General features: G+C 54.3%; 18 protein-coding genes. 15 read left to right on the top strand and 3 right to left on the bottom strand.

Annotated features, from left to right (window positions below; translation table 11 throughout):
• The first annotated feature begins 56 nt into the window (after positions 1-56).
• The 6 genes from WBG83_RS13080 to WBG83_RS13055 all read left to right on the top strand — a co-directional run bounded on the left by WBG83_RS13080 (position 57) and on the right by WBG83_RS13055 (position 3,836).
• A complete protein-coding gene (locus WBG83_RS13080) occupies positions 57-1,331 on the top strand; it encodes a DUF2339 domain-containing protein (RefSeq protein WP_336745516.1) in 1,275 nt (424 codons plus the stop codon).
• Positions 1,315-1,545 (top strand): hypothetical protein, encoded by a 231-nt coding sequence (locus tag WBG83_RS13075; RefSeq protein ID WP_336745515.1) that lies wholly within the window; start codon positions 1,315-1,317, stop codon positions 1,543-1,545. The genes WBG83_RS13080 and WBG83_RS13075 overlap by 17 nt, the downstream gene beginning before the upstream one ends.
• A gap of 125 nt (positions 1,546-1,670) precedes the next feature.
• Positions 1,671-2,222 (top strand): hypothetical protein, encoded by a 552-nt coding sequence (locus WBG83_RS13070; protein ID WP_336745514.1) that lies wholly within the window; start codon positions 1,671-1,673, stop codon positions 2,220-2,222.
• Between the two features lie 165 nt (positions 2,223-2,387).
• The gene (locus tag WBG83_RS13065; protein WP_336745513.1) at positions 2,388-3,047 is read left to right on the top strand and encodes an HD domain-containing protein; all 660 of its coding nucleotides are present in this window, start codon (positions 2,388-2,390) and stop codon (positions 3,045-3,047) included.
• A 14-nt stretch (positions 3,048-3,061) separates the two neighbouring features.
• Positions 3,062-3,328 carry a hypothetical protein gene (locus tag WBG83_RS13060; RefSeq protein ID WP_336745512.1) on the top strand — a complete coding sequence of 89 codons (267 nt, stop codon included), beginning with the start codon at positions 3,062-3,064 and terminating at the stop codon, positions 3,326-3,328.
• Between the two features lie 172 nt (positions 3,329-3,500).
• On the top strand, positions 3,501-3,836 hold the full coding sequence (locus tag WBG83_RS13055) for a Dabb family protein (RefSeq protein ID WP_336745511.1): 336 nt from the start codon (positions 3,501-3,503) through the stop codon (positions 3,834-3,836).
• Positions 3,837-3,923: 87 nt separating this feature from the next.
• On the opposite strand, the gene WBG83_RS13050 is transcribed toward WBG83_RS13055, so the two are convergent.
• The gene (locus WBG83_RS13050; RefSeq protein WP_336745509.1) at positions 3,924-5,570 is read right to left on the bottom strand and encodes an FAD-dependent oxidoreductase; all 1,647 of its coding nucleotides are present in this window, start codon (positions 5,568-5,570) and stop codon (positions 3,924-3,926) included.
• Between the two features lie 227 nt (positions 5,571-5,797).
• Between WBG83_RS13050 and WBG83_RS13045 the strand changes: the two genes are divergently transcribed.
• Entirely contained in the window at positions 5,798-7,297 is a 1,500-nt protein-coding gene (locus tag WBG83_RS13045; protein WP_336745508.1) for an S-layer homology domain-containing protein, read from the top strand.
• Between the two features lie 193 nt (positions 7,298-7,490).
• On the opposite strand, the gene WBG83_RS13040 is transcribed toward WBG83_RS13045, so the two are convergent.
• Complete coding sequence (locus tag WBG83_RS13040; protein WP_336745507.1) at positions 7,491-9,470, bottom strand: aliphatic sulfonate ABC transporter substrate-binding protein; 1,980 nt, start codon at positions 9,468-9,470, stop codon at positions 7,491-7,493.
• Between the two features lie 180 nt (positions 9,471-9,650).
• On the opposite strand from WBG83_RS13040, the gene WBG83_RS13035 reads away from it, so the two are divergent.
• Positions 9,651-10,115, top strand: coding sequence for a MarR family winged helix-turn-helix transcriptional regulator (locus tag WBG83_RS13035; RefSeq protein WP_336745506.1), 465 nt, complete (start codon positions 9,651-9,653; stop codon positions 10,113-10,115).
• 136 nt (positions 10,116-10,251) lie between these two features.
• On the opposite strand, the gene WBG83_RS13030 is transcribed toward WBG83_RS13035, so the two are convergent.
• Positions 10,252-11,559 carry an aminotransferase class I/II-fold pyridoxal phosphate-dependent enzyme gene (locus tag WBG83_RS13030; protein WP_336745505.1) on the bottom strand — a complete coding sequence of 436 codons (1,308 nt, stop codon included), beginning with the start codon at positions 11,557-11,559 and terminating at the stop codon, positions 10,252-10,254.
• Between the two features lie 298 nt (positions 11,560-11,857).
• Here WBG83_RS13030 and WBG83_RS13025 point away from each other — a divergent pair, with 298 nt between their 5' ends.
• The 7 genes from WBG83_RS13025 (at position 11,858) to WBG83_RS12995 (ending at position 24,778) form a co-directional block, all read left to right on the top strand.
• Entirely contained in the window at positions 11,858-12,367 is a 510-nt protein-coding gene (locus tag WBG83_RS13025; RefSeq protein ID WP_336745504.1) for a TRAP transporter small permease, read from the top strand.
• Entirely contained in the window at positions 12,364-13,662 is a 1,299-nt protein-coding gene (locus WBG83_RS13020) for a TRAP transporter large permease (RefSeq protein WP_336745503.1), read from the top strand. Before WBG83_RS13025 ends, WBG83_RS13020 begins: the two co-directional genes overlap by 4 nt.
• Before the next feature lie 219 nt (positions 13,663-13,881).
• Entirely contained in the window at positions 13,882-14,919 is a 1,038-nt protein-coding gene (locus tag WBG83_RS13015; protein ID WP_336745502.1) for a TRAP transporter substrate-binding protein, read from the top strand.
• Positions 14,920-15,208: 289 nt separating this feature from the next.
• A complete protein-coding gene (locus WBG83_RS13010; RefSeq protein WP_336745501.1) occupies positions 15,209-17,062 on the top strand; it encodes a sensor histidine kinase in 1,854 nt (617 codons plus the stop codon).
• A 71-nt stretch (positions 17,063-17,133) separates the two neighbouring features.
• Positions 17,134-17,889, top strand: a complete 756-nt coding sequence (locus tag WBG83_RS13005; RefSeq protein WP_336745500.1) for a response regulator transcription factor — start codon at positions 17,134-17,136, stop codon at positions 17,887-17,889.
• A 114-nt stretch (positions 17,890-18,003) separates the two neighbouring features.
• Positions 18,004-18,837 carry a 5-dehydro-4-deoxy-D-glucuronate isomerase gene (gene kduI, locus WBG83_RS13000; protein ID WP_336745499.1) on the top strand — a complete coding sequence of 278 codons (834 nt, stop codon included), beginning with the start codon at positions 18,004-18,006 and terminating at the stop codon, positions 18,835-18,837.
• Between the two features lie 277 nt (positions 18,838-19,114).
• Positions 19,115-24,778 carry a carboxypeptidase regulatory-like domain-containing protein gene (locus WBG83_RS12995; protein WP_336745498.1) on the top strand — a complete coding sequence of 1,888 codons (5,664 nt, stop codon included), beginning with the start codon at positions 19,115-19,117 and terminating at the stop codon, positions 24,776-24,778.
• Positions 24,779-25,270 lie beyond the last annotated feature (492 nt).

Genomic DNA, 25,270 nt, shown 5'->3' with positions numbered 1-25,270 from the left:
TTTCCACAATTTGCTACAATGAGGGCAATCAACAGCAGTTTACCGGAGGTGCGAGGGTGAAGGCTTTTCAAGACAGGCTCCATGCTATACAAACGAGCCAGCGGGAGCTCGCCAAGCAGTATGAAGCGTTAGTGAGCGAATACGATTCACATCAGCTGCATCAAGAGCTGGAGGAGCTGCAGGAGCAGCACGAGCGTACCAAGCAAGCCCTGGCTGATTTGGAGCAGCGGTTCAAGGTGTCAAACGAGCAGAATGCACAGCTGCGCTACGCGCTCAAGGAACAAATTCTGGATGAGAAGCTGAGCATTCTGAAGCTGTCGCGTCAAAAGCTGGAAACCTATTTCGGGGGGACTGCCCATGCGGAGGGCAACCGGTTATCCCGGTTTGAATATGACCTTCGTATGCAAATAACTCAGATGGGCTCGCGGTTATCCGGACTGACGCAGGAGCAGCGGGAGCAAATGCAGGCTAAGCTTGGTGCTCTTACCGCGGAATTGGATGAGAAGCTGCTGTGGCTGAAGCGGCAATTCGCTCAGGAACAGCTTCACGTACGTCACCATATGGACTTGCGCCAGCAGGAGCTGGGTGAGGAGGAAATTAGCGAAGAACTCATTCAGAAACGGATGAAGCAGAACCAAATCGAGATGAAAATCGGTTTAAACTGGCTGAACAAGCTCGGAATTTTACTTATTTTGTTCGGGGTTGGGGCGGCATTTAAATATTCCTATTCCACCTGGTTTAATGGATATATGAAGGGCTCGCTTTTTTTCCTGCTGGGGCTGCTGCTGCTTGGAGGCGGGGAATGGTTTTACCGCCGCAGCAAAACGACGTTTGCGCTCGGACTGCTCGGAGGCGGTATTTCCGTGCTGTACGGCTCGATCTTCTACAGCTATTTCCTGCTTGACCTGATCCCGCTTCTGGTCGGGCTGGCGTTGTCCGTTCTGGTTACGGCGGCAGCAGTGCTGCTGTCGCTCAGGTATCAGTCCCGGACGGTTTGCGCCTTCGGGCTTGTTGGCAGCTATCTTCCATTTATTGCCTACACGGCTGCCTACGGGCTGGACGGCGGAGCGGTTCTTGCGGCGATGGGCTACCTGCTGCTCCTGAACATATCGGTGCTGATGGTCTCCTTCCAGAAGCAGTGGCGGTCGGTGCAGCTTATCAGCTTTATTTTGCACCTTCCCTGCATGCTGGTTCTCGTTATGGAAGCCTTGCAGCCTGTCATCGGCATGGTCTATTCCGTTGTTGTTTTTCTGCTGTATTTGGCGGTAACGCTCGGCTATCCGCTTCGTCACCGGCTGCGGCAATCCGCAGGCGGTGAAGCCGCAGTATGAGCTGGGGGCTTTTCGGGCTCAGATTGAGCAAGAGGCGCCGGCGGCAAGCAAGCTTGGTCCGGAGCGGCTGCTTGCCCAAGACAGCGGGAATGAAGAAGCCGGGCCCCGCTGGTATCAGAGCAAAGCGCTGTTTAATAGCGTCATTGTTGCTGTCTCGCTGCTGCTGGTTATGATTTTGTTCCGGCTCATGCGTAGGGGCGGGGCTGCCCGGTGAGCTGGGGCCTAGTCCTCTTGCCGGTGAATGCTGCGGATGAATCAGAGGCTATGGAATGGAGAAAAATGTAGCTGGAACAGGGGCGGCTGCTTGCCCGTCACACTTATACAAGGGGAAGATTGCTCATGCGCTGGCTGAAGTGGTTCATCGGCTTCATCGTACTGGCGGTTGCCGCCTGCGCTGTGCTGATTTGGTATGTGAAGCCGCAGCGGCAGCTGGATTTGAACGCCACGGAATTGCAGCTTGCTCCGAAGCTGATGGATATGGTGAAGCACAGGCAGACCGAGCTGACGCTGACGGAGCCGGAGGTAAACCAGCTTTTGAAAGGGGTGCTTGCCTCCAGGCGGCAGCTGACTCCGGATTTGACATTAACGGGAGCGGACTTTCAGCTAGCCGATGAGCGGCTGCGTGCCGCTGTGCAGGTTGTGTATGCTGACTGGCTTCAGACGGAAGGGCAGATCGTTTATCGGCTTGTATGGCAGCCCCCTTATTTGACAGCTGTGCCTGAGGAGGCCCGGGTGAAGGGGCTATCGGTGCCTATGGAATGGCTCGGGCTAACCCCGGTGCAGGTGAATTTGGAGGAACGTCTGCCGCAGCTGGTCGGTATTCGCGAGGTGGCGATTGAGGGGCAGGAGCTGCATATCCGGTTTGACATCAGGCTCGGTGAAGGCCGGTGAAAAGAAGCCGGCCGGATGAAGGTTGATTAGCGAGCAGAACACGATTCCGGTCAGCGGCAGCGAGTTTACTATATTCCGGTCTTGCCGGGAGGGGCGGGACAAGCAGAAAAAATGAACATTACATCCGGCAATTCAGTGCCGGAACATAACGGGGGCGGGAATCACATGGTACAGGACAAAACGGCCGTGCTGCAGCAGGCGCGGCAATTTGTGCAGGCGGAGCTTGGCGGAGACAGCAGCGGGCATGACTGGCGGCATGTGGAGCGGGTGGCCGTGATGGCGGTCCGGCTCGCGAAGGAGACGGGAGCGGACGTGTTTATTTGTGAGCTTGCCGCGCTGCTGCATGATTTGGCTGATGAGAAGCTGTATGCCTCCAAGGAACGCCGACTGGAAGAGCTGGCGTCCTGGCTGGAGCAGCGGGGGCTTGAGGCGGAAGCCGTAAAACACATACTGGACATTTTGTCCACGATGTCCTTTGCCGGCGGGCAGCAGCCGCCTGTAACAACACTGGAGGCACAGGTCGTGCAGGATGCGGATCGGCTTGATGCGATGGGCGCGATTGGCATTGCCCGGACGTTTGCCTACGGAGGCTGGAAGGGACATGCCATCTACGACCCGGAGCGGCCGCCCCGCAGCCCGGAGGAGCTGACGCAAGAGGCGTACCGGAGCGGCCGGACCACGGCGGTGAATCATTTTTACGAGAAGCTGCTGCGGCTGAGGGATCGCATGAACACGGATGCGGCCCGCCGTCTTGCGGGGGAACGCCACCGGTTTATGGAAATGTATCTGGAGCAGTTGTACAGAGAAATGGACGGGAAGCTATAAGAGGAGGACAAATCATGAAACGATGCATACTTCAGGGACTATTGGCTTCATTCATCCTTCACGCGCTTGTCATTGCCGGAGCAGCGGGCTGGTCATATTATCAGGCACTGCGGTATGTTCCCCGGACGGTTCAGGCCTACGAGTCGGTGGATATACTGCAGAGACAGACTTCATTCGGGGTCATGGTTTCCAATCAGACGTGGGGGCTTGGAGTCACATTTATTCTTCTTGCCGCGCTGTATGCGGGAGTACGGTACTGGCGGCTGCGAAGGAGCGGTTAGGCATGTACCTGAAAATTTGCGCGCGTCAATTTCGGAAATGCAGCAAGGATGCGGTGAATACAACTATGGAAGTGTTTTCTTATCCTTCCAGAAGGAAGGAGAAATGCCGATTGAGGTCGAATGATATATAAATATATATATAAAGCTCAAATGATGTAGGGAGGGATTGTTAATGGGTGAACATGTGACACACACGGTATTTTTTGATTTGCTTGTACAGCCGGAATCGGAAGAGGCGGAGCGCTTTCTGGCCTCCAGCCGGCTGATCCTGATGTCGATTCCAGGTGTAGCGCAATTTCAGGTGCTGAGGCAAATCAGTCCTCGTAACGACTTGCCTTTCGGGTTCATCATGAAATTTTTGAATCATGCCGCGTATGCCGCCTTTCAATCCCACCCGGAGTACAGGCATTATTTGAGGGAGGTATGGCAGCGCCAGGTTGCGATGTTCCAAGAAATTGCTTATGTCCCCTGGAAGGAAGCCAGTCTTCTCGAACCGGTCGAAATGTAAGTGGATGTGTCATAAGCTCAAAGAGCGGCAGCCGAGGATTTGAAATCCCGGCTACCGCTCTATTTTTGTGGATATGGAGGTAAACATTTATTTCTTCGCGGCCCGTTTAGGCGCGTAGCTGGCATAAACGATTTCACCGGTATCCAGCTTGCTGATTTCATCGGCGGTCCAGCCGGCGATTTTGTTTTTCCCGGTGACGCCGGTCAGTGTAATTTGGTACTTGTCCTTCAGCAGCTTTTGCAGCGGCGCCATGTCCGCTTCCTTCAGTTCCTTGAGCTTTTTCTTGCCGTTCATTTGCCCGAGGATGACACCGATGGATTCGGCGGCTGTGCTTGTGTTGGGCTGGATGCGGGCGCTGCCGTAGGCGATAGCCGAGGCGCCGACATTTTTCCCGGCCATGATGACATTGTCATAGCCCTTGAGCAGGAAGCTGCGAAGCGGCATGCCGTACTTGTCGGGGCGGCCCATCTCGATGCCCCACTTGTTGGCGCTCGTTCCTTGCAGATCCAGCGGGTAGCCGGCGATGCTGATGTTGTCCCAGAACATTTTGGCCCCCAGCATGTCCGACGGCTTCAGCACGTAATCTGTCTCATAATGATTGTACTCCCGGATGTACAAATAGTTCGGGAAGCCGTTTAACTCCGCTTTCTCCCAGCCGACAATCGATTTGCGGAAATGATCGCGGATAAGAGGCAGTTCCTTTTTCCCGAGCTCCATGGCTTCGGCAATGGATTTCGGATCAGACGGATCGACGGTATAAATCAAGAACGCGTTAATGATGACTTCGCCATCACGCTGGTTGACCGCATTAAGGCCCCGCAGGAAGACGCGGTCATTCGAGGGCTTGTATTCGCTGGTCATCTTGCTCAGACCGACCGCAAAGCTGTTGTCGACGTTGCCGTAGCCATACTTTTTGTTCCGCTCCTCGGCGCTCAGACTGTTGAAATGGGAAACGAATTTGGCCCAGTCCACATTTTTAAGCTTAATCATCATGCCGGCGCTCATATATTCAATATTGCTTTGCCCGTAAAATTTCTCCAGACCCGGCATGCGTACGGCCTTCAGCTTGGCTGTGAGCGCAGCGTCATCGGAGTTGTCCACCCAGTAGGACGCTTCAATCCGTTTTTTGTCCCCGCCGGCAGTTGTATATGTCAGGGAGCTAATGGATTCTTCTCCGTTCAGGCCCGCGCCGGTTTTGACCTCCTCCAGCTTCACGCCCTTCTCCAGTGGAAGCTCCTTTAGCAATTTTTCGTTAAAATACGTTTCAAATTCGCTGAGCTTACGGATTTTGGCTGCCCGGAAGCCATCGAATAATTCCTTGACCCGTCCCTGTACCAAAGATTTGTAGCTGTCATCCCGGGTTTCATCGAGGAACAGCATTTCCCCCTGCAGCAGTTGTCCGCCAATCGCGTCGCGCGGCTCCAGGATTTTGACTTTGAGACCTTCATCGGCCGCCGCCCGGGCCAGATACATGCCTTCAAGCTCTGAGCCTATAACGACGATGTCCACTTGTTCAGCGGGAAGCTGAGGCTCCGGCGTCGGTGCAGGGGAGGTGGTGGTTGATGTTTTGGTGTTTTCAACGGCAGTGCTTTCCAAGGTGCCCGGATTCTTCTCGGCGAATTGTGCCGACAGCAGGTTGACCGCTAGCGCAATAACTGCAAAAAAAGCGATAATGCCCAGCGCCAGCCTGATTTTTTTCGATTTCACAGCGGTTTTTCCAGCTCCTTTTCTCACGATTTGCTCCCTTCTACTATACCAGAAATTGCCCGGCCATGCCCGCACGCACGATGGGACAATCGAGGGGAGGCTCGATAACATTTTTGGGCCTACCCCCCGAATCATTTTTGGAAGCGCGAACCATGTAGCAGAAATTCCGACGTCACTTCGCGAAGGGTCGGCAACCATCCGCTCGGCCGGCGGACATCACCACATTTTCCAATGGACAAGGAGAGGGAAGATTAATGAAAAAATTGCTGAATCCCGTTATGAAAAAGGCTGTAGTTGGCAGCTTGGCTGTAGTTATGCTGGTAGGGGGCTCCACTGCTGCTTTTGCGGACAGCAAAGGCAAGGACAATAAAGGACGTCAGAACAATACGAAAGTGCAGCAGCCGTTTACCTATAAAAACTGGAACAACAACAAAACCGAATGGCAAAGCGCGCTGGACAAAGCGAACGCCAAGGTTGAAGTTAAAATTACCTTCGATGATATGAAAGGCAGCGATGTGGAATGGGCGGTCCGGTATATTGCCAGCCTGGCTTCGAAGGGCGTGTTCCAGGGCTATGAGGACGGAACGTTCCAGCCGCGTAAAGCGATTAGCCGGATTGAAGCTATTGCCGCCGCTGTCCGCTTGATGGGGCTTGGAGACGAAGCGGAATCCTCGGCCAAAATGAACAGCAACCTGAACTTTAAGGATGCGGATAAAATCAAATCCAAATATCCGTGGGCAGTAGGCTATGTAGCCGTTGCGCTGGAGAACGATTTGTTCAGTGAAACGGATGATGCCGTACAGCCGGACAAAGAGGCTGACCGCTTGTGGGCGACGACCCTGCTGGTGAAGGCGCTCAAGCTGCAGGATGAGGCCAAAGCCAAAATGAGCACGGACCTGTCCTTCAAGGACGACAATCAAATCCCGGCAGGAGCGGTCGGCTATGTGGCTGTAGCTGTGGAAAAAGGGCTTATCGAAGGCTACGAGAACAACACCTTCCGTCCGAATCAGCCGGTTACCCGCGCGGAGCTGGCTGCGCTGCTGGACCGGACCGGGGGACAATTGCCGAGCTATCAGGACGGCATTACGACAGGCACACTGGCTGCAGCCGTTAGCGGCAGTGTGGTCACTTTGACCAAGTCGAGCGGTGAGACGGTACAAATCCCGCTGCACTCCCAAGTCGTTGTGTATCGCAACGGCGTTCAGTCCAGCGCATCGGCTCTGAAGGCCGGAGATCAGCTGCGCGTGTACACCAATAACGGTGTCATCACCTTCGTCGAGGTGACCAAGGCGGCTGAAGAGCAGAGCGCGAATCGGACTGTAGAAGGAACTGTCAATGCGGCGGTAAGCGGCAGCACGCTCTTGCTCTATTCAGCAGGCCAATCGGTTCAGCTGTCCCTCAGCAGTGATGTGCAGATTTATCGTCAAGGGGTCCGTATTACTGCGGCGGAGTTGAAGGTCGGCGATGCGGTCAAAGCTTTTGTATACAATAACAAGGTCACCTTTGTCGATGTCACCACCCCGGCAGCAAGCACGGATTTCAGCGTGGATGTCCGCTTCCAGTCTCTCACCGTCAATGAAGAGGGCCGCATCTCGACCGTATCGGTGACTCAGGATGTATACAACAGTGCCGTCAGCGTCTACACGGTCTCTCCCGATGTAACGATTACCGGGGATGTAAATCAGCTGGTGCAAAACCATGAAATTACCCTGCAAGGCAAAAACAACACCGTCGAGACGATTATTATTAAGTAGGACGTCTCCGTTCGACATTCTTTTCATAAAAGGCAATAAACAATCATGTCTGTTTAACCGATATAAATAGAGAGAAAAAGAGAGAGCTTTGAAAAAGGTTAGCTTGTTCCAAAAAACAGCCCCGCTGTACGCGGCTTCCCGTTCCTTGGAGAACGGAAGTCCGCAGTCTAGCGGGGCTGTTTGTATGGTATTGCTAGAGGGCCGCAGCTGCCGGAAGCGGGGGAGACAGCAGCAGCTGCCGTACGTCCACGTCCTGCTTGAGAAAGCCCTCCCCGCGGGTAATGCGGGCAAAATCGTCCAGCGATCCGGCATCCGCCTCAGCGTGCCACACGATTCGCCGCAGCGCTTCGCGGATGGTGTCCGGGGCCAGGCGCTGCCCGGTATGCTTCTCCAGTGCGTCGGTCAAGGACTGAACGACGCCGGGCTGCCCTTTCTGGACGAGAGACAGCGCTTGACGGTGGGCATGGAGGAACTGCGCTGCTTGCTCCGCACGGCTCCGGAAGAAATCAAGGTTGACGGCGACAACAGTATTCGGATACAGCCCGTCACGGTGAAGGCTCCGCCAGTCCAGCAGCAGCCGGGCCCCTTGCTCTGCTTCAAGAAGAGCCGCCCACGGCTCGGGCACAAGGGCGGCATCGGCTTCTCCGTTTTGGAACGCCGCCGCCAGCAGAGAGGGCTTCAATTGAACAATCCGCACGTCGCCTCCGCGGAACTTGTCACTTAGGCCGTGATCCCGCAGCACCTGCTTCAGCAGCACATGCTGGCTGTTGCCGAACTGCGGGACTGCAACGGTCTTCCCCCGCAATTGGCCGGGCGCTGTTATGCCGGAGCCGCCTTTGACGAGGAGCGCCGCACCGCCGTGGCTTGCCCCGGCAAGTATGCGGACCGGCTTTTGCTGTGCAGCGGCCTCGAAGACCGGGCTGGGTCCTGTATAGCCAATATCGAGCTGGCCTTGCGTCAAAGCATTCACCAGCGCCGGACCAGCCGAAAAGAGCCGGATTTCAAGCTGACGGCCGAATTGCTCGGCAAACAATCCGCGCTCCAGCGCTATAAGCGCAGGAGCATGGGTCAGGTTCGGCAGCAGGCCGATACGAATGACGGACCGGCGCACATCCTCCAGGCTGCCGCTGCCTGTGAGAGCGGCGGTGTGCCGGGATAAGGCCATCATGCTTTTTTTCATCTCGCCGGAAAAAGCCTGCAGGTCCTGGGCGGCCCCTGCAACCGTCAGGACGGAGGACGCTTGCCGTTCCGACAAATCGGCTACCTCCACCGCAGAAGAGAGCGATTTCTGCGAGAGGGAGGTCAGGTGGTGGATGTTGTCCAGCAGCTGGCCTTTGCGCGTCTTGGCCTGTTCGAGCAGCACGAACGCTTCGGAAGAGGCTTCGGTAACCGCGTGCAGGTGGGTGTCAATACGCTCGAACGCGTCTTCGGTATGGTTTACGGCCAAATCCACCTGTCTGGATGCCTGCAGGGAAGCATCAACCCCTTGGCTGCAAGCATTCACCTGCTGCTGTACGGATTCGAGCAGCTTGCGGATTTGCTGTCCGCTGCTCTCGCTTTCCTGCGCCAGCTTGCGGATCTCCTGGGCAACGACGGCAAAGCCGCGGCCGTGATCCCCGGCATGGGCCGCTTCAATCGAGGCATTGATCGCCAGCAGCTGAATCTGTTTGGCCGTTGAGGCAATCATGGTGATGGCGTGGGAGATCGACTCCGAGGTCTGCTTCAGATCCTTCATTTGAAGCTGCAGCTGCTCAGAACGCCGGCTGTTGAGGGACGATTCGGAAGAGAGCTTGAGAACTGACTGCTTCCCGGCTCCCGAAGCCTGCAAGGTCCGGGACACCCATTCATTCATCTGCTGCACCTTCCGCACGGTTTCATCCAAATCTTGTCCGAGCTGCTCGGAAGTACTGAAGCTGGCTTCCGCTTCAGCGGATTGCCGAGTGGCCGAGGTAACGATTTGATGGATGGCGGAGGAGACGGACTCTACGTTTTCGATAGAGGTTTTAATATAAGCGTGGAACGAATCGGAGGAATCGGCCAGCGACCGGCTGGCATGTACCAGCTTGTCCCATTCTGCGGCTTCTCCGGTATTGCCAATTGCCGCTTCCGGCTCAGATGTCGGGGCTTCCTGTGTTGATTTGGTCCGTTTGAGTGAGCTGAACAGGCCTTTCATAGTCGGAACACCACCCTTTAATAATACCTAGTAAATTGATTGGAATATATTGAGATAAAATGTATCATCTCCGTTCCTTTTTTGTCAATTTGTTTTTTATACCGATTCAATGTTAAAATAATAACTTGAAGAAGCCGATAGGTTGTATGACGGGAATGAATTTTTTGGAGGGTATTCATTTTGGAGGATTTTACAACAGAGCAAGCACAAAAGAAGGTAGAACTGCTGCAGTCGTTCGGAGCAATTAGCAAAACGACGACACAATTGTTCGAAAAGGATGCGGAGCGATGTGGACTGAACATGCCGCAGCTGACAGTCCTTAACACGTTGCTGCAATTCTCGGAGCTGACGCTTGACGAATTGGCGGCGAAGCGCTTCACACCGAAGACGACGATGAGCGGTATTGTTCAGAAGCTGGCTGCACTGGGCTATATTGAACGGGAGAAGTCTCAGGAAGGGCGCAGAGAGGTCAAGTATAAGCTGACGCCTGCCGGGGAAGATCTATCCCAGACCGCCGGAGAAGAATCTTCTGTTTATGTTGCAATGACAAATGTTCTGGCTCAAATATCGGAAGAAGATATTCAAACGCTGCTGCGCATTCATGCAGACGTGCTCAAATGTTTGCAGGTGGAGCTGGAGAAGTGATTCCGGCAGCGCCGCTGCTGAAATGACCGCCATCCCGTAGGCGGTTATTTTTATATTCGGCTATGATGAGGCGGGTTAATAGAAAAAGCGCTGCTCGGACCAAGGGTCCGAACGGCGCTTTTTCTTAGATTACAGCTTATTTCGAAGCTGAGCTTTCCAAATCCTGAACCCCTTGATAAATCAGGTTGAACAACTCCTCCAGGCCGGCTTCCTCGATGCATGAGAAGGCCACGCGAAGGTCGGTTTCGCCGAGTGCGATAGTACCGATGCCATACTGCTCCAAAAGGTGTACACGCAAGGCTTCCGCATCGACTGTTTTCAGCTTCAGGCACATGAAATAGCCGGAGTTGAATGGATAATAGGTCCAGGCCGAATCGAATTTGCCGCTGTCCAGCAGGTCCTTTACGCGGTTGGCGCGGCCTTTCATAATGTCATACTTCTCCTGCTTCTGGATATTGAATTCCGGGGAATTCAGCGCCTGGAGCACGAAGGTTTGGGAAGGATGCGGGCCGCTGGAAATGGTGGCGCGGATAATTCCGAGCGTTTTTTGCTCCAGTGCCGCCAGAAGCGCTTCACTGTTCCCGGCGTAGGTGATGAAGCCAACCCGGAAGCCCCAAACATATTCTTCTTTGGTTGCGCCGTCGACCTTGATGGCCAAAATACGCGGGTGTGCCTTGGCAAGCTGGCCGAACAGCGATTCCTTGACGGAATCTTCAAAGAACAGCCCATAGTAAGCATCATCGGTTACAGCGACTACATTCATTCCGGCTTCCGCCGCGTCCTTCACCGCCGCCACGATTTCACGGCCTTCTTCGGCTGTCGGCGTGTAGCCGGTCGGGTTGTTCGGGAAGTTCAGGATGACGATGGCCTTGCCTTTGTCCTTCTGTGCCAGAAGCGCTTCGCGCAGGCCGGCGGCGTTAAAACGGTTTTGCTCGTTATACAGCGGGTAGTAGACCAGCTCGGCACCGCGGCGGACACCGAAGGTCAGCTCATAGTTCTCCCAGTTTTTATCCGGGATAATGACGGCGTCACTGGTGTCGGCGAACAGGTCTGCGACAATGCTGAGGCCGTGTGTCAATGCATTGGTTACGATCGGAGTGCCGAAGGTAACGTCCGACAACGAAGGATTTTCCTCCAGCATTTTTTTGCGCCATGCCGTACGAAGCTCGGGCTTGCCTTGCGGCGGCGCGTATTCATAAATGTCCTTCGGCGCATAAGCGGACAATGTATCCTGAATGACCTTCAAGTGCATCGGCTGGCCGTTTTCCAGCGCGATACCAATGGTGGCGTTATATTTTTTAGCCTTGGCCTTCGCCTCGGCGGATTGGCTGAGAATACCTACTTTCGGGAAATAAATCGCTTTGCCGAGCCCGGACAGCATGGCGAAGGCGTGCGGGTTTTCCTGCTGAAGCGTTTCATTTAACGCTTGTGCTAACGGATTCATGGAGTTCCTTCCTTCCACAATATGTGATGTAATCATTAGCAGTTATTATAACATTATCTTTCAGAGGAGTCATCCTGCCGAAAGCAGCCTTCACCTAAAAAAAACGCAAAAAATTCTAAAACGGCTGCCGTTACGCAAGCCGTCATTCCTCTTTACAATGAGAGCATGAAGTCAAATGAAAGCCCTTACATCAAGAGGTCGAGGCACAGCCGTTTTCTCCGGCTTTTTGGCGGTGAATACGCGCGGCTGCGGGTTGTAGGACTTTTTAGATAGGGCATGAAAAAAAGGGGGAATTGCTTTGCAGAATTTGAAAAAGGCGGCACTGATGCTGGACAGCTTCTTCGAGTACTTCGCGCTGACCGCACTGGGGGCCATGACCTTCATTGTGTCGCTCCAGGTATTGACGCGCAAGCTGTTTAATTTTGTGTTTTTCTGGTCGGAGGAAATTACGCTGCTGCTGCTCGTCTGGTTTGCATTCATGGGCATCGCCATCGGCTTCCGGGAGAAGCTCCACCTGGCGATGGACAGCTTAACCCAGTACTTCCCGAAACAGGTCAACAAGGCGCTGGATAAAATCATTTCGCTGACCATTTTCGCCTTCGGCTTGTATTTGCTGAAGAACGGCTGGGACTTTACCGTGCTGATGAATGAATCTACCCTGCCGGCGACCAAGCTGCCCAATAGCGTTACCTATGTGGTGATGCCGATTACAGGGCTGATGATATGTAGCTATTCCTTGCTGGAGCTGCTCGGTATTGACACCAGACGGCATGCTCAAGGAATAGAGGAGGGGGCTTCGGAGCAATGATAAATTTGGATGCCATTCTTATTCTGGTCGGCTGCTTTGTAGCGATGCTGCTGCTGCGATTCCCGATTTCCATCACCCTGGCCGGGTCTGCGCTGGTCACGATTATGTATCTGGACGTTCCGTGGGTTGTCGTCGGACAGCGCATGATACAGGGGATGAACTCGTATTCCCTGCTGACGATTCCGTTCTTCATTTTGGCCGGTCAAATTATGAGTGCCGGGGGCATGGCGCTGCGGATTGTGAATTTCGCCCAATTGTTCGTCGGGATGGTCCGCGGCGGGCTGGCGCTCGTTAGCTGTGTGGCCTGCATGTTTTTCGGCAACATCTCCGGCTCTGCGGTAGCGGACGTATCCTCTATCGGGTCGGTGCTCATTCCCGCAATGAAGAAAAAGAAGTATGATGCCGACTACGCGGTGGCCGTCACGACCTCGGCATCGATTCAAGGCGTGGTCGTACCGCCAAGCCACAACCTGGTCTTGTACTCGATTGCCGCAGGGGGCGTATCGATTTCCAGCCTGTTTCTGGCAGGCATTGTCCCCGGGATTTTACTGCTGGTGACGCTGATGGCCGTTTCCTATATCATTGCCCGCAAGCGCGGCTATGAAAAAGGCGACCCGATTCAATGGAAGGACGTTCCGAAAATTATTCGCGACGGCGTGCTTTCGCTTCTCGTCGGGGTCATCATCCTGGGCGGGATTTTGTCCGGCTGGTTCACGGCGACGGAGTCCGGAGCGCTTGCCTGTGTGTATGCATTTATTTTGACCTTCTTTGTATACCGTGACATCCCGCTCAGCCAGATGGGCCTGATTTTCAAGCGGACCTTCCGCACGGTAGCGATGGTGCTGTTTCTGATTGCGGCGTCCGACGCCTTCGGCTGGATGCTGGCCTACTTGAAAATCCCGACGCTTGTGACCGACCTGTTCCTGAATATTTCCGACAGTCCGTTCGTTATTTTGCTGCTTATTAACATTTTGCTGCTGCTGCTTGGATTTCCAATGGATATGGCGCCGATGATTATGATTATGACGCCGATTTTGCTGCCGGTGGTTACCTCGATCGGTGTGGACCCTGTTCATTTCGGCATTATGATGATTTTGAACTGCGGCATCGGACTCATCACACCGCCGGTGGGCACGGTACTATTCGTAGGGTGTGCGATAGGCAAGGTGTCGATTAATCAGGCGACGAAGGCCTCGATTCCATTCTTTCTGGCGATGTGCGTCGTGCTGCTGCTGCTGACCTATATTCCTCAAATTTCATTATGGCTCCCGGGACTGTTTCATGGTACACCTTAAAGAGAGCAGCTTGTTCGCCGGATTTTAGATGTGTGGTAAACAAAAGATGTGTGGTAAACAAACGAATCCGGAGGCCGATCCCGGCAAGCAGACAGCCTGTGGCTCACCACACTTCTAAAAAATTTACAAAAAAACATAAAACCGGACCCATACGATATGTAGGCGCTTTCAACTATAATGAAAACGTTATCAAACAAGTGAAAAAGGGGCGACTTGATTATGACAAAATCCAGAACCACGTTCGGTATCGTTGCAGCCATTCTGCTGGCGGGAACCGTGCTTAGCGGCTGTGGATCAAGCAGCGGCGGCACGGACAAGACAAGCAATGCGGGAGCTTCCTCGGACAAAAAAAGCTACACCTTCCGGCTGGCGGAGACTCACCCGGCGGATTACCCGACTACGCTCGGAGACAAGAAGTTCGCGGAGCTCGTCAATCAGAAATCGAATGGCCGGATTAAAATCGACGTGTACCCGTCCTCGCAGCTTGGGGAAGAGAAGGCGGTGCTGGAGCAGGTGCAGCTTGGCGCTATAGAATTTACACGGGTAAGCACCGGCCCGCTGGCCGAGTTCAACAAGGCCTTCGGCGTGTTCAGCCTGCCATATATTTTCAACAACGAGAAGCATCTGTGGAACTTCCTGCAGGGCGACGAGGGCGGCAAGCTGCTGGAAAGCCTCGCCTCCTCCAAAATGATGGGGCTGGCGTATTATGACTCCGGCGCGCGGAATTTCTACACTCGAAAGCCAGTCAAAACGGTGGCTGATTTGAAAGGGCTCAAAATCCGTGTGCAGCAAAACAAGGTCAACATCGATCTGATTGGCGCGCTTGGCGCGAGCGCAACGCCGATGCCGTACGGGGATGTGTTCAGCTCCTTGCAAACCGGCGTCATTGACGGGGCGGAGAACAACTATCCGAGCTATTTCTCGTCCAATCATTATGAAGTCGCCAAAAATCTGATTGTCGACGGGCACCAGCGCGTGCCGGAGGTGCTGATGGTCAGCAAGACGACCTGGGATAAGCTGTCGGATGACGATAAGAAGATTCTGAAGGAATCGGCTCAGGAGTCCATCAGCTACCAAAGAGAGCAGTGGAAAAAGTACGAGGCTGAATCGCTCGCCAAGGTGAAGGCTGCAGGAGCGACCGTAACCGATGTAACCGACCTCAAGCCTTGGCAGGATGCGGTGAAGCCCGTTATCGACAAGTACCGCGAGGAGTACAAGGATGTGCTCTCCGCCATTGAGAAAACAAAAAAAGACTAACCAAGAAGGCGGGCTCCCCGGAGCCCTCCTTTTCGCGGTCAAGGCCGCTTCCCCCTGCCGGCTGCTCCTGATGTTGGCAAGCAGCCGGAGGAGCGAACGGTTGCGGTAGAAGCACAGCTTGCAGCAGTCAGAGGCGCTCCTTGCATGTATGGCTGCACAGCCGGCCGCTCATAGCTGAAATCCGATCTTTGAAAACCGGCGGAATAGGGTATAATCAAGGAAATATAGAAGCTGGTCAGATGTGTTCAGGGAAACATGCAATAAACGGGAAGCGGGGTGACGGACGCCTTTGGGGAAGCTGCGGCAGCGCGTCGGCCGGTTTATTTTTTTGCGGGATCGGCCGCTCATTATTAAGCTTCTCGTGTTCTCGGCCCTGCTTGTTGTCATTCCGCTTTGCGTGGTCGGCTTTATCTCGTATCGCCAGTCCTCCGAGGTGCTGCAGGAAGAGGCGTCGCAATATAGCTGGCAAATTATTGAGCAGGTCAAGATGCACGTTGAGAAGTATGTGTGGGATTTCGAAGTGACGACGCTAAAAATATTAAATCATCCCGATATGTACCGCTTTTTGCGGATGAAGACGAGTGAGGAGGTTGCCAGCAGCGGCATCCGCAAGGATATTGAGGAGCTGCTTCGCAATATGGCGTTCTCCCGTTCGGATATTCAGGCCATTACCGTCATTCTGGATGATGTGCAGATTGTCGATTCCACCCAGGGCAAGAGCGCGTATCCGGCCCAAAATATCGAGAAGGAATACTGGTACCGCACGATACCGCTCAATGGAGAGCCGAAGCTGGTGAGCCGGGTCATTCCGTTCCAGGACCGCACGGAGCCGATTATTTCGGTGGTACAAAAAATTATTAGCCCGCACACCCTGCAGCCGATGGGCACGATTATTATTGATGTGAATTTCAAGCGGCTGCAGGAGATTGCCGAGAAGGTGACGATCGGCCGCTCCGGGTATATGGTCATACTGGATTCTCAAGGCCATTATGTATACCATCCGGATATGAACGAGCTGGGCAAAATAGCGCAGTACGACAGTCTGGATCTGCTGTACCGGCAGGAGAGCGGGACGGTCGTGACCCAGATGCCCAAGCGGGAATTCCTGACGTTCAGCCATTCCTCTTTTCTGGACTGGACACTCGTTACCGTGATGCCCTATGACGAGCTGGTGAAGGAAGGCGCCTACATGGGGCGCGCTATCCTGTTGACCGTTGTAATCGCTTTGTGCGGAGCTTACTTGCTGGGGATCGGCTTCGCTGCAAGCCTGATTCGCCCGATCCGCCGGCTGCAGCAGGTAATGCGCCGGGTCGAAATCGGGGATTTCTCCCAGCAGGTGGAGGTAGAGTCTACTGACGAGATCGGGCAGCTGTCGTACGGCTTCAATAAAATGATTGTGAAGCTGGGCGAGCTGCTGGAGGAAATTTATTTCTCGCGGCTCCGGGAAACCGAGATGACGCTGCGCCAGAAGGAAACCGAGCTGAAGGTGCTTCAGTCGCAAATTAATCCGCATTTTTTGTACAATTCGCTTGAGACCATCCGGGGGATGGCGCTGGAGAAGGAGCTTGACGACATCGCGGATATGTCCTCGTCTCTGGCCCGTTTGCTTCGCTACAACCTGCGGAACAGCTCACCGTCCGTTTCTGTCAGGGATGAGCTTCAGGTGTGCGAGCTGTATCTGCGTATCCAGAAGCATCGTTTCGAGGAGAGGCTCGAGTTCGAGATGGATATACCCGAATGGGCGATGGATCAGCAGATCGTCAAATTTTCTCTGCAGCCGCTTGTAGAAAATTGTATTATCCACGGCATGGAACCGGCGGCCGGCATGACCCGCATCCGGATTACGGCCCTGCGAATCGGCTCGGCTGCATTCGGCATCCGGATACAGGATACGGGGGAAGGCATTGATTCGGACAAACTGGATAAAATCCGGGCGGACCTGCGACAGAAGGATATTATGGCCGGAGGCTCGCATATCGGCATTGTCAATGTGCACCGCCGCATCTCCTATTTGTTCGGCACCGATTTCGGCATGGAGCTCGAAAGCCGCCGCGGTCAAGGAACAACGGTTACCGTCATGCTTCCCTTTGTCCAGAAGCGGGGAGAGAGGCTGCAAGCACACGTCACGGACAATTCGGAATAGGCGCAAATACAAAGCTGAAGCTGATGAATTCATTCCGGGCAAACCAGACTCCAACGAACGGAGGAAATCCAATGCACAAGGTCCTGCTTGTAGATGATGAACGGTGGATACGGACTTCCATTCGGCATGTGCTGGAGAAGACGGGTCTTCCGCTTGAGATCGCCATGGAATGCGGGAACGGACTGGAGGCGCTGGACTGGCTAAAAGGCCATGAGGCTGATCTGGTGCTGACCGATGTACGGATGCCCGTTATGGATGGCATTACTTTTGTGCGGCAGCTGAGGGAGCAAGGCAAGGAGCAGGGCATCATTGTGATTAGCGGGTATGATGAGTTTGCCTATGTGCAGGCGGCCCTCCGCTGCGGCGTGTTCGATTATTTGCTCAAGCCTGTAGAGGTGGAGGACATGGCAGCCTGCCTGACCAAATGGCTTCGCAGCAGGACGCAGGAGCCTCCCGCAGAGCATCGTCCCGCGGCAGGGGCTGCAGACAGCTCGGAGCTGAGCGCCGTAGAGCAGGTCATCCGCTATATCCGGGACCGGCTGCCCGGCGACGTGACACTGCAGGAGGCGGCAGCGCGGGTTCATTTGAACCCCAGCTATTTGAGCCAGCTGTTTAAGCAGCAGATGAAGGTCAACTTCGTCGATTATGTCCTTGCTCTGCGGATGGAGGAGGCGAAGCGGCTGCTTGTCTGCACGTCCCTGCGGATATCCGAAATCGCCGATCGGCTCGGCTATGCCGACTTGTCGTATTTCAGCAATACGTTTAAGCGCTTCACGGCGCAGACGCCATCCGAGTACCGACGCGAGAGGAAGGAAGCCAGGGTGTAGGGTGCGATGAAAACACTTATTTTCACGTGTGCAGTGGAACTTGTCCGCTGTTTTGTGGTACGATGAATGGGATGATCCAAGGAATTCCGAACTTGAAGGAGGAACTACGAAATCATGGAAATTCGTTATGGTGCACATCCGGTTGATATGAGAGCGTATGACACAACCCGCTTGAGAAAAGAGTTTTTGCTGGAAGGCTTGTTCCAAACCGGACAAATTAACCTTGCTTACACGCACGTAGAGCGCTACGTAGTCGGCGGCGCAGTTCCGACAAACGAGCCTTTACAGCTGGAAACCAATAAAAAAGTAATCGGCGTCGATTATTTCCTGGAGCGCCGTGAGCTGGGCATTATTAACATTGGCGCCAAAGGAAGCGTTATCGTTGAGGGCACGGAGTACGAGCTGGATAACAAAGACGGCCTGTACGTCGGTCTTGGCAATAAAGAAGTGCTGTTCAAAAGCGCTGACCCGGCTAATCCGGCCCGTTTTTACCTGCTGTCCGTCACGGCACACCGCCAATTCCCGACCGCCAAAATCGCGCAAGCGGATGCGTCCCCGACGCACCTCGGCTCGATCGAAACCTCGAACGAGCGCGTCATCTGCAAATATATTCATGACGAAGGCGTACAAAGCTGCCAGCTCGTCATGGGGATGACCTTCCTGAAGCCGGGCAACATGTGGAACACGATGCCGTCCCACGTGCATAACCGCCGTTCGGAGGTTTACATCTACTTCGATCTTCCGGAAGATCAAGCGGTTATTCACCTGATGGGTGAGCCGCAGGAAACCCGCCACCTGATCGTGCGCAATGAGCAGGCGGTTATTTCCCCAAGCTGGTCGATCCACTCCGGCGTCGGCACCAGCAACTATACGTTCATCTGGGGCATGGGCGGCGAGAACAAGGTTTACTCCGACATGGACCCGGCTCCGACGAAGGATCTGCTGTAATCATTCCGCCAGGAATAATAAGCCTTAGAGGCAAAACGGAAGGACAGGCGATGGCCTGTCCTTTTTTGATCTATATATTATAAGAATTCAAAAGGATGCAGAAGAAAATAAAAAAGGACCGGTTCAAGGCCGAACAAAGGTGCGCGATCCGCCTGATGTGATGAATAGTGAAACAAGTTTGTTCAATTCCCTACTTACGTTTCGTCCTCCGCGCTCTTTATAATGAGTTCTGTCTTATTAAATGAAAGCGTATTCGTGCGGAGGAAGGGGAATACACGTGGTTAGAAGACTGCAAGAGAGGGGCAAGAAATGGACTTCATTGTTCATGGTTACTGTGTTTATGCTAAGTATGCTGTCGGCATGGCTGCCAGCGGGTATCGCATCAGCTGGTGCGGGAACCGGTACTACGTACTACGTGGACGCCGCAAGCGGCAATGACAATAATGCAGGAACAATGGAGGCTGCGGCGTGGAGAACATTGGATAAGGTGAATGCCACCACCTTTCAGCCTGGGGACCGGATTTTGCTGAGGAGCGGTCAAAGCTGGACCGGACAGCTGTGGCCCAAGGGCTCGGGCAGCGACGGTCAGCCAATTATTATCGATCAGTACGGATCAGGGGCCAAGCCCAAAATCGAAGGGCAGGGCCTCGTGAGCGATGCCGTGCTTCTGTTTAACCAGGAATATTGGGAAATTCATAACCTGGATGTATCCAATGCGGCCCCTGCGACTGCGACACCGGGGGAGAATCTGGACGATTACCGGGGAATTCATATCGCCGGAGATAACAGCCAGCAGCTGGATTATTTCCGGATTAGCGGCGTCGATGTGCACGATGTTACCGGAGAAATCGCCTGGATTAGCGGAACTCCCGCCAATCCGCCGGAGCCGGGAATCCGGTTCAAGACGGGATGGGACGGGTCCAAAAATACCGGAGGAATCGTATTCAACACAACGGTGCCGGATATTCATAACCCGCCCGATCAGGCTACGACGATAAACGATGTCGTGATTGAGAATTCAACGGTTAAGAACACCTCGTTTGCCGGGATTATTTTTAAGCAGTATACCGGCGACGGCAAGGATGCGGACGGAAACACCATTGCGGTGTCTACCGGCTGGGGAACGAGAAATAATGCCAGCGATCCGAAGTTCACCCCCCATACGAACATTGTGATTCGCAACAACTATATTAACCAGGGGAATACCGAATATGGCTGCAATGGCATGTATTTGACGAACATCCGGGGGGCGATGGTCGAGCGCAATGTGGTGCATCAGGCAGGCACCTCCGGGATTGAAACGTATTATGCGGATGATATTACGATTCAGTACAACGAAGTGTATGAGACCACGAAGAAGGCAGGCGGCGCGGACTCTAACGGGATTGACCCGGATAAAGGCACGACCCGAATGCTGATTCAGTACAACTATGTCCACGATAACGGCGACGGGATTTTGTTGTGCCAGTTTTCGTTCGGCGATACCGTGGTGCGCTACAACCTGATCAAGAGCAACACCCGGTATCCGATTTATTTGCACTCGGATTCCGCTGCGACGGCCGAGGTGTATAACAATACGATTTATAATGATAAAAGCAATTATTTAATTTACGGCTACGGTTCATCGTTGAATGCGAAGTATTACATAAAAAACAACAATATTTATTCGACGAGGGCCAATGCGACGATTACGACGAGCAATACGACCTTCTACGAAAACAACAACTATTACGGCACAGGGCTGTTAATTCCGGCCATGGATACGAAAGCGCTGACGGTCGATCCGAAATTCGTAAATCCGGTGGCAGGAGCCTCCGGTACAGAGCAAACCGGCCCGCAGCTGGATGCGGTGCTGGGCTTTCAGGTTCAATCCGGCTCACAGCTCATTAACGCCGGCCTGACGATGCCGGACAACGGCGCCAAGGATTACGCCGGGCAGCCGCTGTATAACGGGCAGGCGGATATCGGGGCGTTCGAGTACTATACGTCGCCGGGCAGCACCACCGAATCCGTTAACGGCAAGGTGTTGGATGGCGTAGGCAGGCCGGTCAGCGGGGCGGCTGTATCGGTAGAGGTTAACGGGACTTCTTACCCGGCCGCGAGTGTGACCGATGCTACCGGTCTTTATGTTATCAACGGCGTCCCTTTTGCCGACAATGCCACGCTGACTGCCTCCAAAAACGGCTATATCCCGGGAACGGCACAGATCAGCATTACCGGATCGAACACGACAACCCAGAGCCTGACCGTCATTTCCAACAGCCCGGTCGGAAAAATCAGCGGACAGGTCATGGATGAAAAGGCGGAGGCCCTCGCAGGCGCATCAATTGTGGTGACGAACGGAGCCGAGACGCTTGCGTCGGCAGTATCGGAGGCCGATGGCAGCTTTATTGTGCCGAATGTTCCGATCGGAGACGGCTATACGGTTACGGTCAGCCATTCGGGCTACCACAGCGCCGTCAAGGAGAATCTGTCGGTTACACCGGACAATACAACCAATGCAGGCAAGCTGCTTGTGGCCAATCATGTGGCTGACTACAAGTTTGTGCATCATTTTAATGATTACGCGACCGGCGCTTTCAGTTCGACGGGAGGGCTGACTGTAAGCCCGTCCGGCGGCAGCATCCAAATCGCGCCAGTACCGGATGCGGCGGACAAAAGCATGCTCATCACGCGCAGCAGCAATAGCGGATCAACAAGCGTCACTCAATCATTCGTCAAGCCGCTAAAAGGGATTATCACCATCGAGGAGGACGTGATGCGCAATGATACGGCAAGCACCTCCTCCGCAAACTGGATGTCTGTGCCCTATATTTACGGCAGCGGAAGCAGCAGCGCGCCGGGTATCAGCGCAGCCTTCAGCAAGAACAAAATCCGCGTATACAAGGGGACGACGGATACCGAAGTGCAGGGCTATAACCTGAACCAATGGTATCATTTGCGTTTTGTCATCAATACAGAGACGCAAACCTTTGATTTGTACGTGGACGGGGAGCAGATTTATAAGAACGCCACGTTCCGGCGCGATATGCCCGATATTTCGAGCATCATGTTCTATGCGAACAGCTCGAACTACGGCAGCGTGCATGTGGATAATATCAAGGTGATTCAAGGCTATGCCTATGATATAAATGATGCCAATTTGGCAGGCTTGGCCATGGACGGCGGAGAGCTGCAGCGGCTGGATGATACACACTATACAGTGAATGTGTCCAGTGAGACGGAGAGTGTCATTTTGACGCCCACTGCGTTCAGCCCTTACGCGAAATCCATTATGGTTTCCGGCAATGCGGCAGTCAGCGGCCAGCCTGCTGCACCGGTTGAGCTGACAGAAGATCAGACCGATATTTCCATCGTAGTCACGGCAGAGGACGGAGTTACGGTCAAAACCTATACGGTTACTGTAAACCGGCTGTCCATGGAGGTTGTATCCGACCTGAAGGGGCTGGCAATCAGCAGCGGGAGCCTGGAGCCCGTGTTTGCTTCCGGCCAGCTGGACTATACGGTAAGTGTGCCGTATGAGGTGGAGCGCATGACATTGACGCCGACGGCGGTGAATCCCCTGGCAGACATCAGAGTTCAGGGCAAGCCGGTGCAGAGCGGCTATGCATCCGCCAGCCTGGATCTGGCGGAAGGGAGCAATTTGCTTCAGATTGTCGTGATTTCTCAGGACGGAACGGCGAATACGACGTATACGGTGACTGTCCATCGAGGCCTGAGTCCCTTCGGGCGAATTGCTGGTACGGTAAAAGACGGTACGGGCACCCCGCTATTTGGCGCAAACGTAAATACGGTGATTAACGGCCAGACTTATTCGGCCGCCTCCGGCGCGGAGGGAGGCTATGTGCTTGCCGGTCTGCCGCCGGGAGCGGGCTATACAGTTACTGCCAACAAGGCGGGCTATGACGCCGGCTCGGCCCAAGGGGTGAATGTGGTCGCGGGGCAGACTACGGATGGCATCGATCTGATGTTGGCAGCGAACGGCCCTGTCGCCAAATTAAACGGCATCGATCGTGCGGTGCCTGACGCTGGCTTCGACTCGACCTTCTCGCTGGTTAATGTGTCTTCCAGCGTATACGGTGCCGTGTATGCCCAGCAGCTGATAGTGACATTTAATCCGGAAGTGCTGGAATTCACAGGCGCTGAATCGCTGAAGCCGGGATGGACGCTGGAGAAGAAGGAGCAGCAGGGCGAAGGCCAGGTGCTGATTAAGCAGCAAAGTGACGGTCCGGGCTTTGCAGTTACCGGTTCTAGCGATTTGCTGAAGCTGTTGTGGAAGGTGAAGGCTTCCCCGGCGGCTGGCCAAACGGTGATAACCGCCGGACCTGTCGAACTGACCAATGGCTGGCAGGAGTCGTTCCAGGCTGCACCGGCAGAGCATGTGCTGCTCATTGAGGTGCCAAATCCTGAGCCGGAAACTGTGGATAAAACGAGATTGAACAGCAAAATTACTGCTGTCCAGGCGACTGTGGAAGCAGCCGTAGAGGGCAGTCGAAAAGGCCAGTATCCGGCCGGCTCCAAGGCGGTTTTGGCGGCTGCCATAGCGGCAGCGCAGCAAACGGCCGATGATGAATCGGCGGACCAAGCGGCGGTCGATGCAGCTATGCAGGCGCTGGATCAAGCGCTTCAAGCATTCCGGTCCCTGCAAATTACGAAGGACAGATCGGGAGCTTCGTCCGGCTCTACTTCTGCTGGAAGTGGGGGAGCCGCTCCGGCGGAACCGACAGAACCGGCAGGAACGGCGGAGGAAGCCCCGGAGCTTGTACTGGATGCGGAAGGCAACATTACAGTTACCTTGCCACTGGCTGAGAACGGAAGCGCGGCAGTTCCGGTCCTGACTGCGGAGCTGCTGGCCAAAGCGCTTCAGCAGGCAGAGGCAGGACCTCAGGGCGTGAAGCAGGTGAAGCTGGTTGTGCCGTCAAACAGCAGTACAGCAGCTTCAGCGCTGTTCATTCCGGCAGCGGCTGTGATGAACGCCGTGAACGAATACAGCATCGAAATTCAAACTCCGCTGGCTGCAGTCATTTTGCCAAGCAATATGATCCAGGCAGACCGGACCATTCCGGCGGATAACATCGAGATTCAAATCAAACCGGCGGATTTGAGCCAAGCCGCTGCGGAAGACCGTGCGTATATCGGCACCCGTCCTGCGGTTGATTTGGAGGCGCTGGCCGGCGGACAATCGATCGGCTGGAGCAACCCGAATGCGCCGGTTACTGTTTTGATTCCGTATACACCGGCAGCAGAGGAGCTGGCGGAGTCGGAGCATATCGTGGTCTGGTATGTGGACAAATCGGGCGGCATCGTTCCTGTCCCGAGCGGGCATTATGAGGCAGCCAGCGGCCAGGTGACGTTTACAGCGAACCATTTCAGCCGGTATGCGGTTGCTTTTGTCAAGAAAAGCTTCCCTGATATTCAAGCGCTCGAATGGGCCCAAAAGCCGATTGAGGTGCTGGCTTCAAAAGGAGTAGTCAATGGCACGTCCGAAGCAGCCTTCAGCCCGGAGCAAACCGTTTCCCGCGCAGATTTTCTTGTGATGCTGGTAAGGGCGCTGCAGTTGGAAGCAGCTTCGGAGACAGACGCGTTCGCAGATGTAGATACATCCGATTATTACTACAACGCTGTCCGGACGGCGCGGGCGCTGGGTATAACGGCCGGCGCGGGGAATAACCGGTTTGAGCCGCAGCTTGGCATTACGCGTGAGGACACGATGGTGCTTACCGCCCGCGCGCTGCAGGCGGCCGGGAGGCTGAAGCCAAGCCAAAATGCGCAGCTGGAATCATTTGAAGATGCGGCAGAGATTTCAGACTATGCGGCCCAAAGTGTCGCCGCTCTGGCCAGCTCAGGCATTGTGGGCGGCTATGACGGAGCGATTCATCCCAAGGTGCAGCTGACGCGCGCGCAGGCGGCGGTCATGGTGTACCGGATGATGAATCAATAATTCGCGGCGTTCCGATTTGTAAAAAGGCATCCCGATACCATGGTTACTACTGTGGTATGGGATGCTTTTTTTATGCATAGGCCGACCCGATACTTAAAAACCATATCGGATCTGTCTGGAACGGCGAGCGGAACCGTATCTCGACCTAGGCAACTGCTTTTTCACCGGGCTTCTAAATGAACTTATATAAGTTCAGTAAAAAAGAGGCTGGAGGACGGGATGGGGAGGAGCAGCGGAAGCGGTCGCCTTTGCAGACGGATTTTTACAATAAACATGAGGCTTTAAATGGAAAAAATCTGGATGCAACAACGAGCGAAGCCTGATCCCGTCTGGAGGCAGCTGCTTTTTCACCGGATTTTTAGTCCGGCGAAGCCCGTTCATCCGGTTTGATCGATAGTGAAAGAAGTTGATTCGTTTCCTAATGTAACCCGATGCATGCGGATTATATAATGACCTTAACAATTCAGATTACACCTGGAAACAAGATTGGGA

The sequence above is a fragment of the Paenibacillus sp. y28 genome (assembly GCF_037137075.1).
Classification (GTDB): Bacteria; Bacillota; Bacilli; order Paenibacillales; family NBRC-103111; genus JBBBNV01.
The sequence above is the reverse complement of the archived record's forward strand: the minus strand, read 5'-3'. Positions and strand labels throughout refer to the sequence as shown.

What these genes read in the sequence shown, in the direction of transcription:
- WBG83_RS13060 (WP_336745512.1), top strand. Translation starts at nt 3,062, where the DNA reads ATGAAACGATGCATACTTCAGGGACTATTGGCTTCATTCATCCTTCAC.
- WBG83_RS13015 (WP_336745502.1), top strand. Translation starts at nt 13,882, where the DNA reads ATGACAAAATCCAGAACCACGTTCGGTATCGTTGCAGCCATTCTGCTG.
- WBG83_RS13065 (WP_336745513.1), top strand. Translation starts at nt 2,388, where the DNA reads ATGGTACAGGACAAAACGGCCGTGCTGCAGCAGGCGCGGCAATTTGTG.
- WBG83_RS13030 (WP_336745505.1), bottom strand. Translation starts at nt 11,559, where the DNA reads ATGAATCCGTTAGCACAAGCGTTAAATGAAACGCTTCAGCAGGAAAAC.
- WBG83_RS13055 (WP_336745511.1), top strand. Translation starts at nt 3,501, where the DNA reads ATGGGTGAACATGTGACACACACGGTATTTTTTGATTTGCTTGTACAG.
- WBG83_RS13045 (WP_336745508.1), top strand. Translation starts at nt 5,798, where the DNA reads ATGAAAAAATTGCTGAATCCCGTTATGAAAAAGGCTGTAGTTGGCAGC.
- WBG83_RS13020 (WP_336745503.1), top strand. Translation starts at nt 12,364, where the DNA reads ATGATAAATTTGGATGCCATTCTTATTCTGGTCGGCTGCTTTGTAGCG.
- kduI (WP_336745499.1), top strand. Translation starts at nt 18,004, where the DNA reads ATGGAAATTCGTTATGGTGCACATCCGGTTGATATGAGAGCGTATGAC.
- WBG83_RS13005 (WP_336745500.1), top strand. Translation starts at nt 17,134, where the DNA reads ATGCACAAGGTCCTGCTTGTAGATGATGAACGGTGGATACGGACTTCC.
- WBG83_RS13070 (WP_336745514.1), top strand. Translation starts at nt 1,671, where the DNA reads ATGCGCTGGCTGAAGTGGTTCATCGGCTTCATCGTACTGGCGGTTGCC.
- WBG83_RS13040 (WP_336745507.1), bottom strand. Translation starts at nt 9,470, where the DNA reads ATGAAAGGCCTGTTCAGCTCACTCAAACGGACCAAATCAACACAGGAA.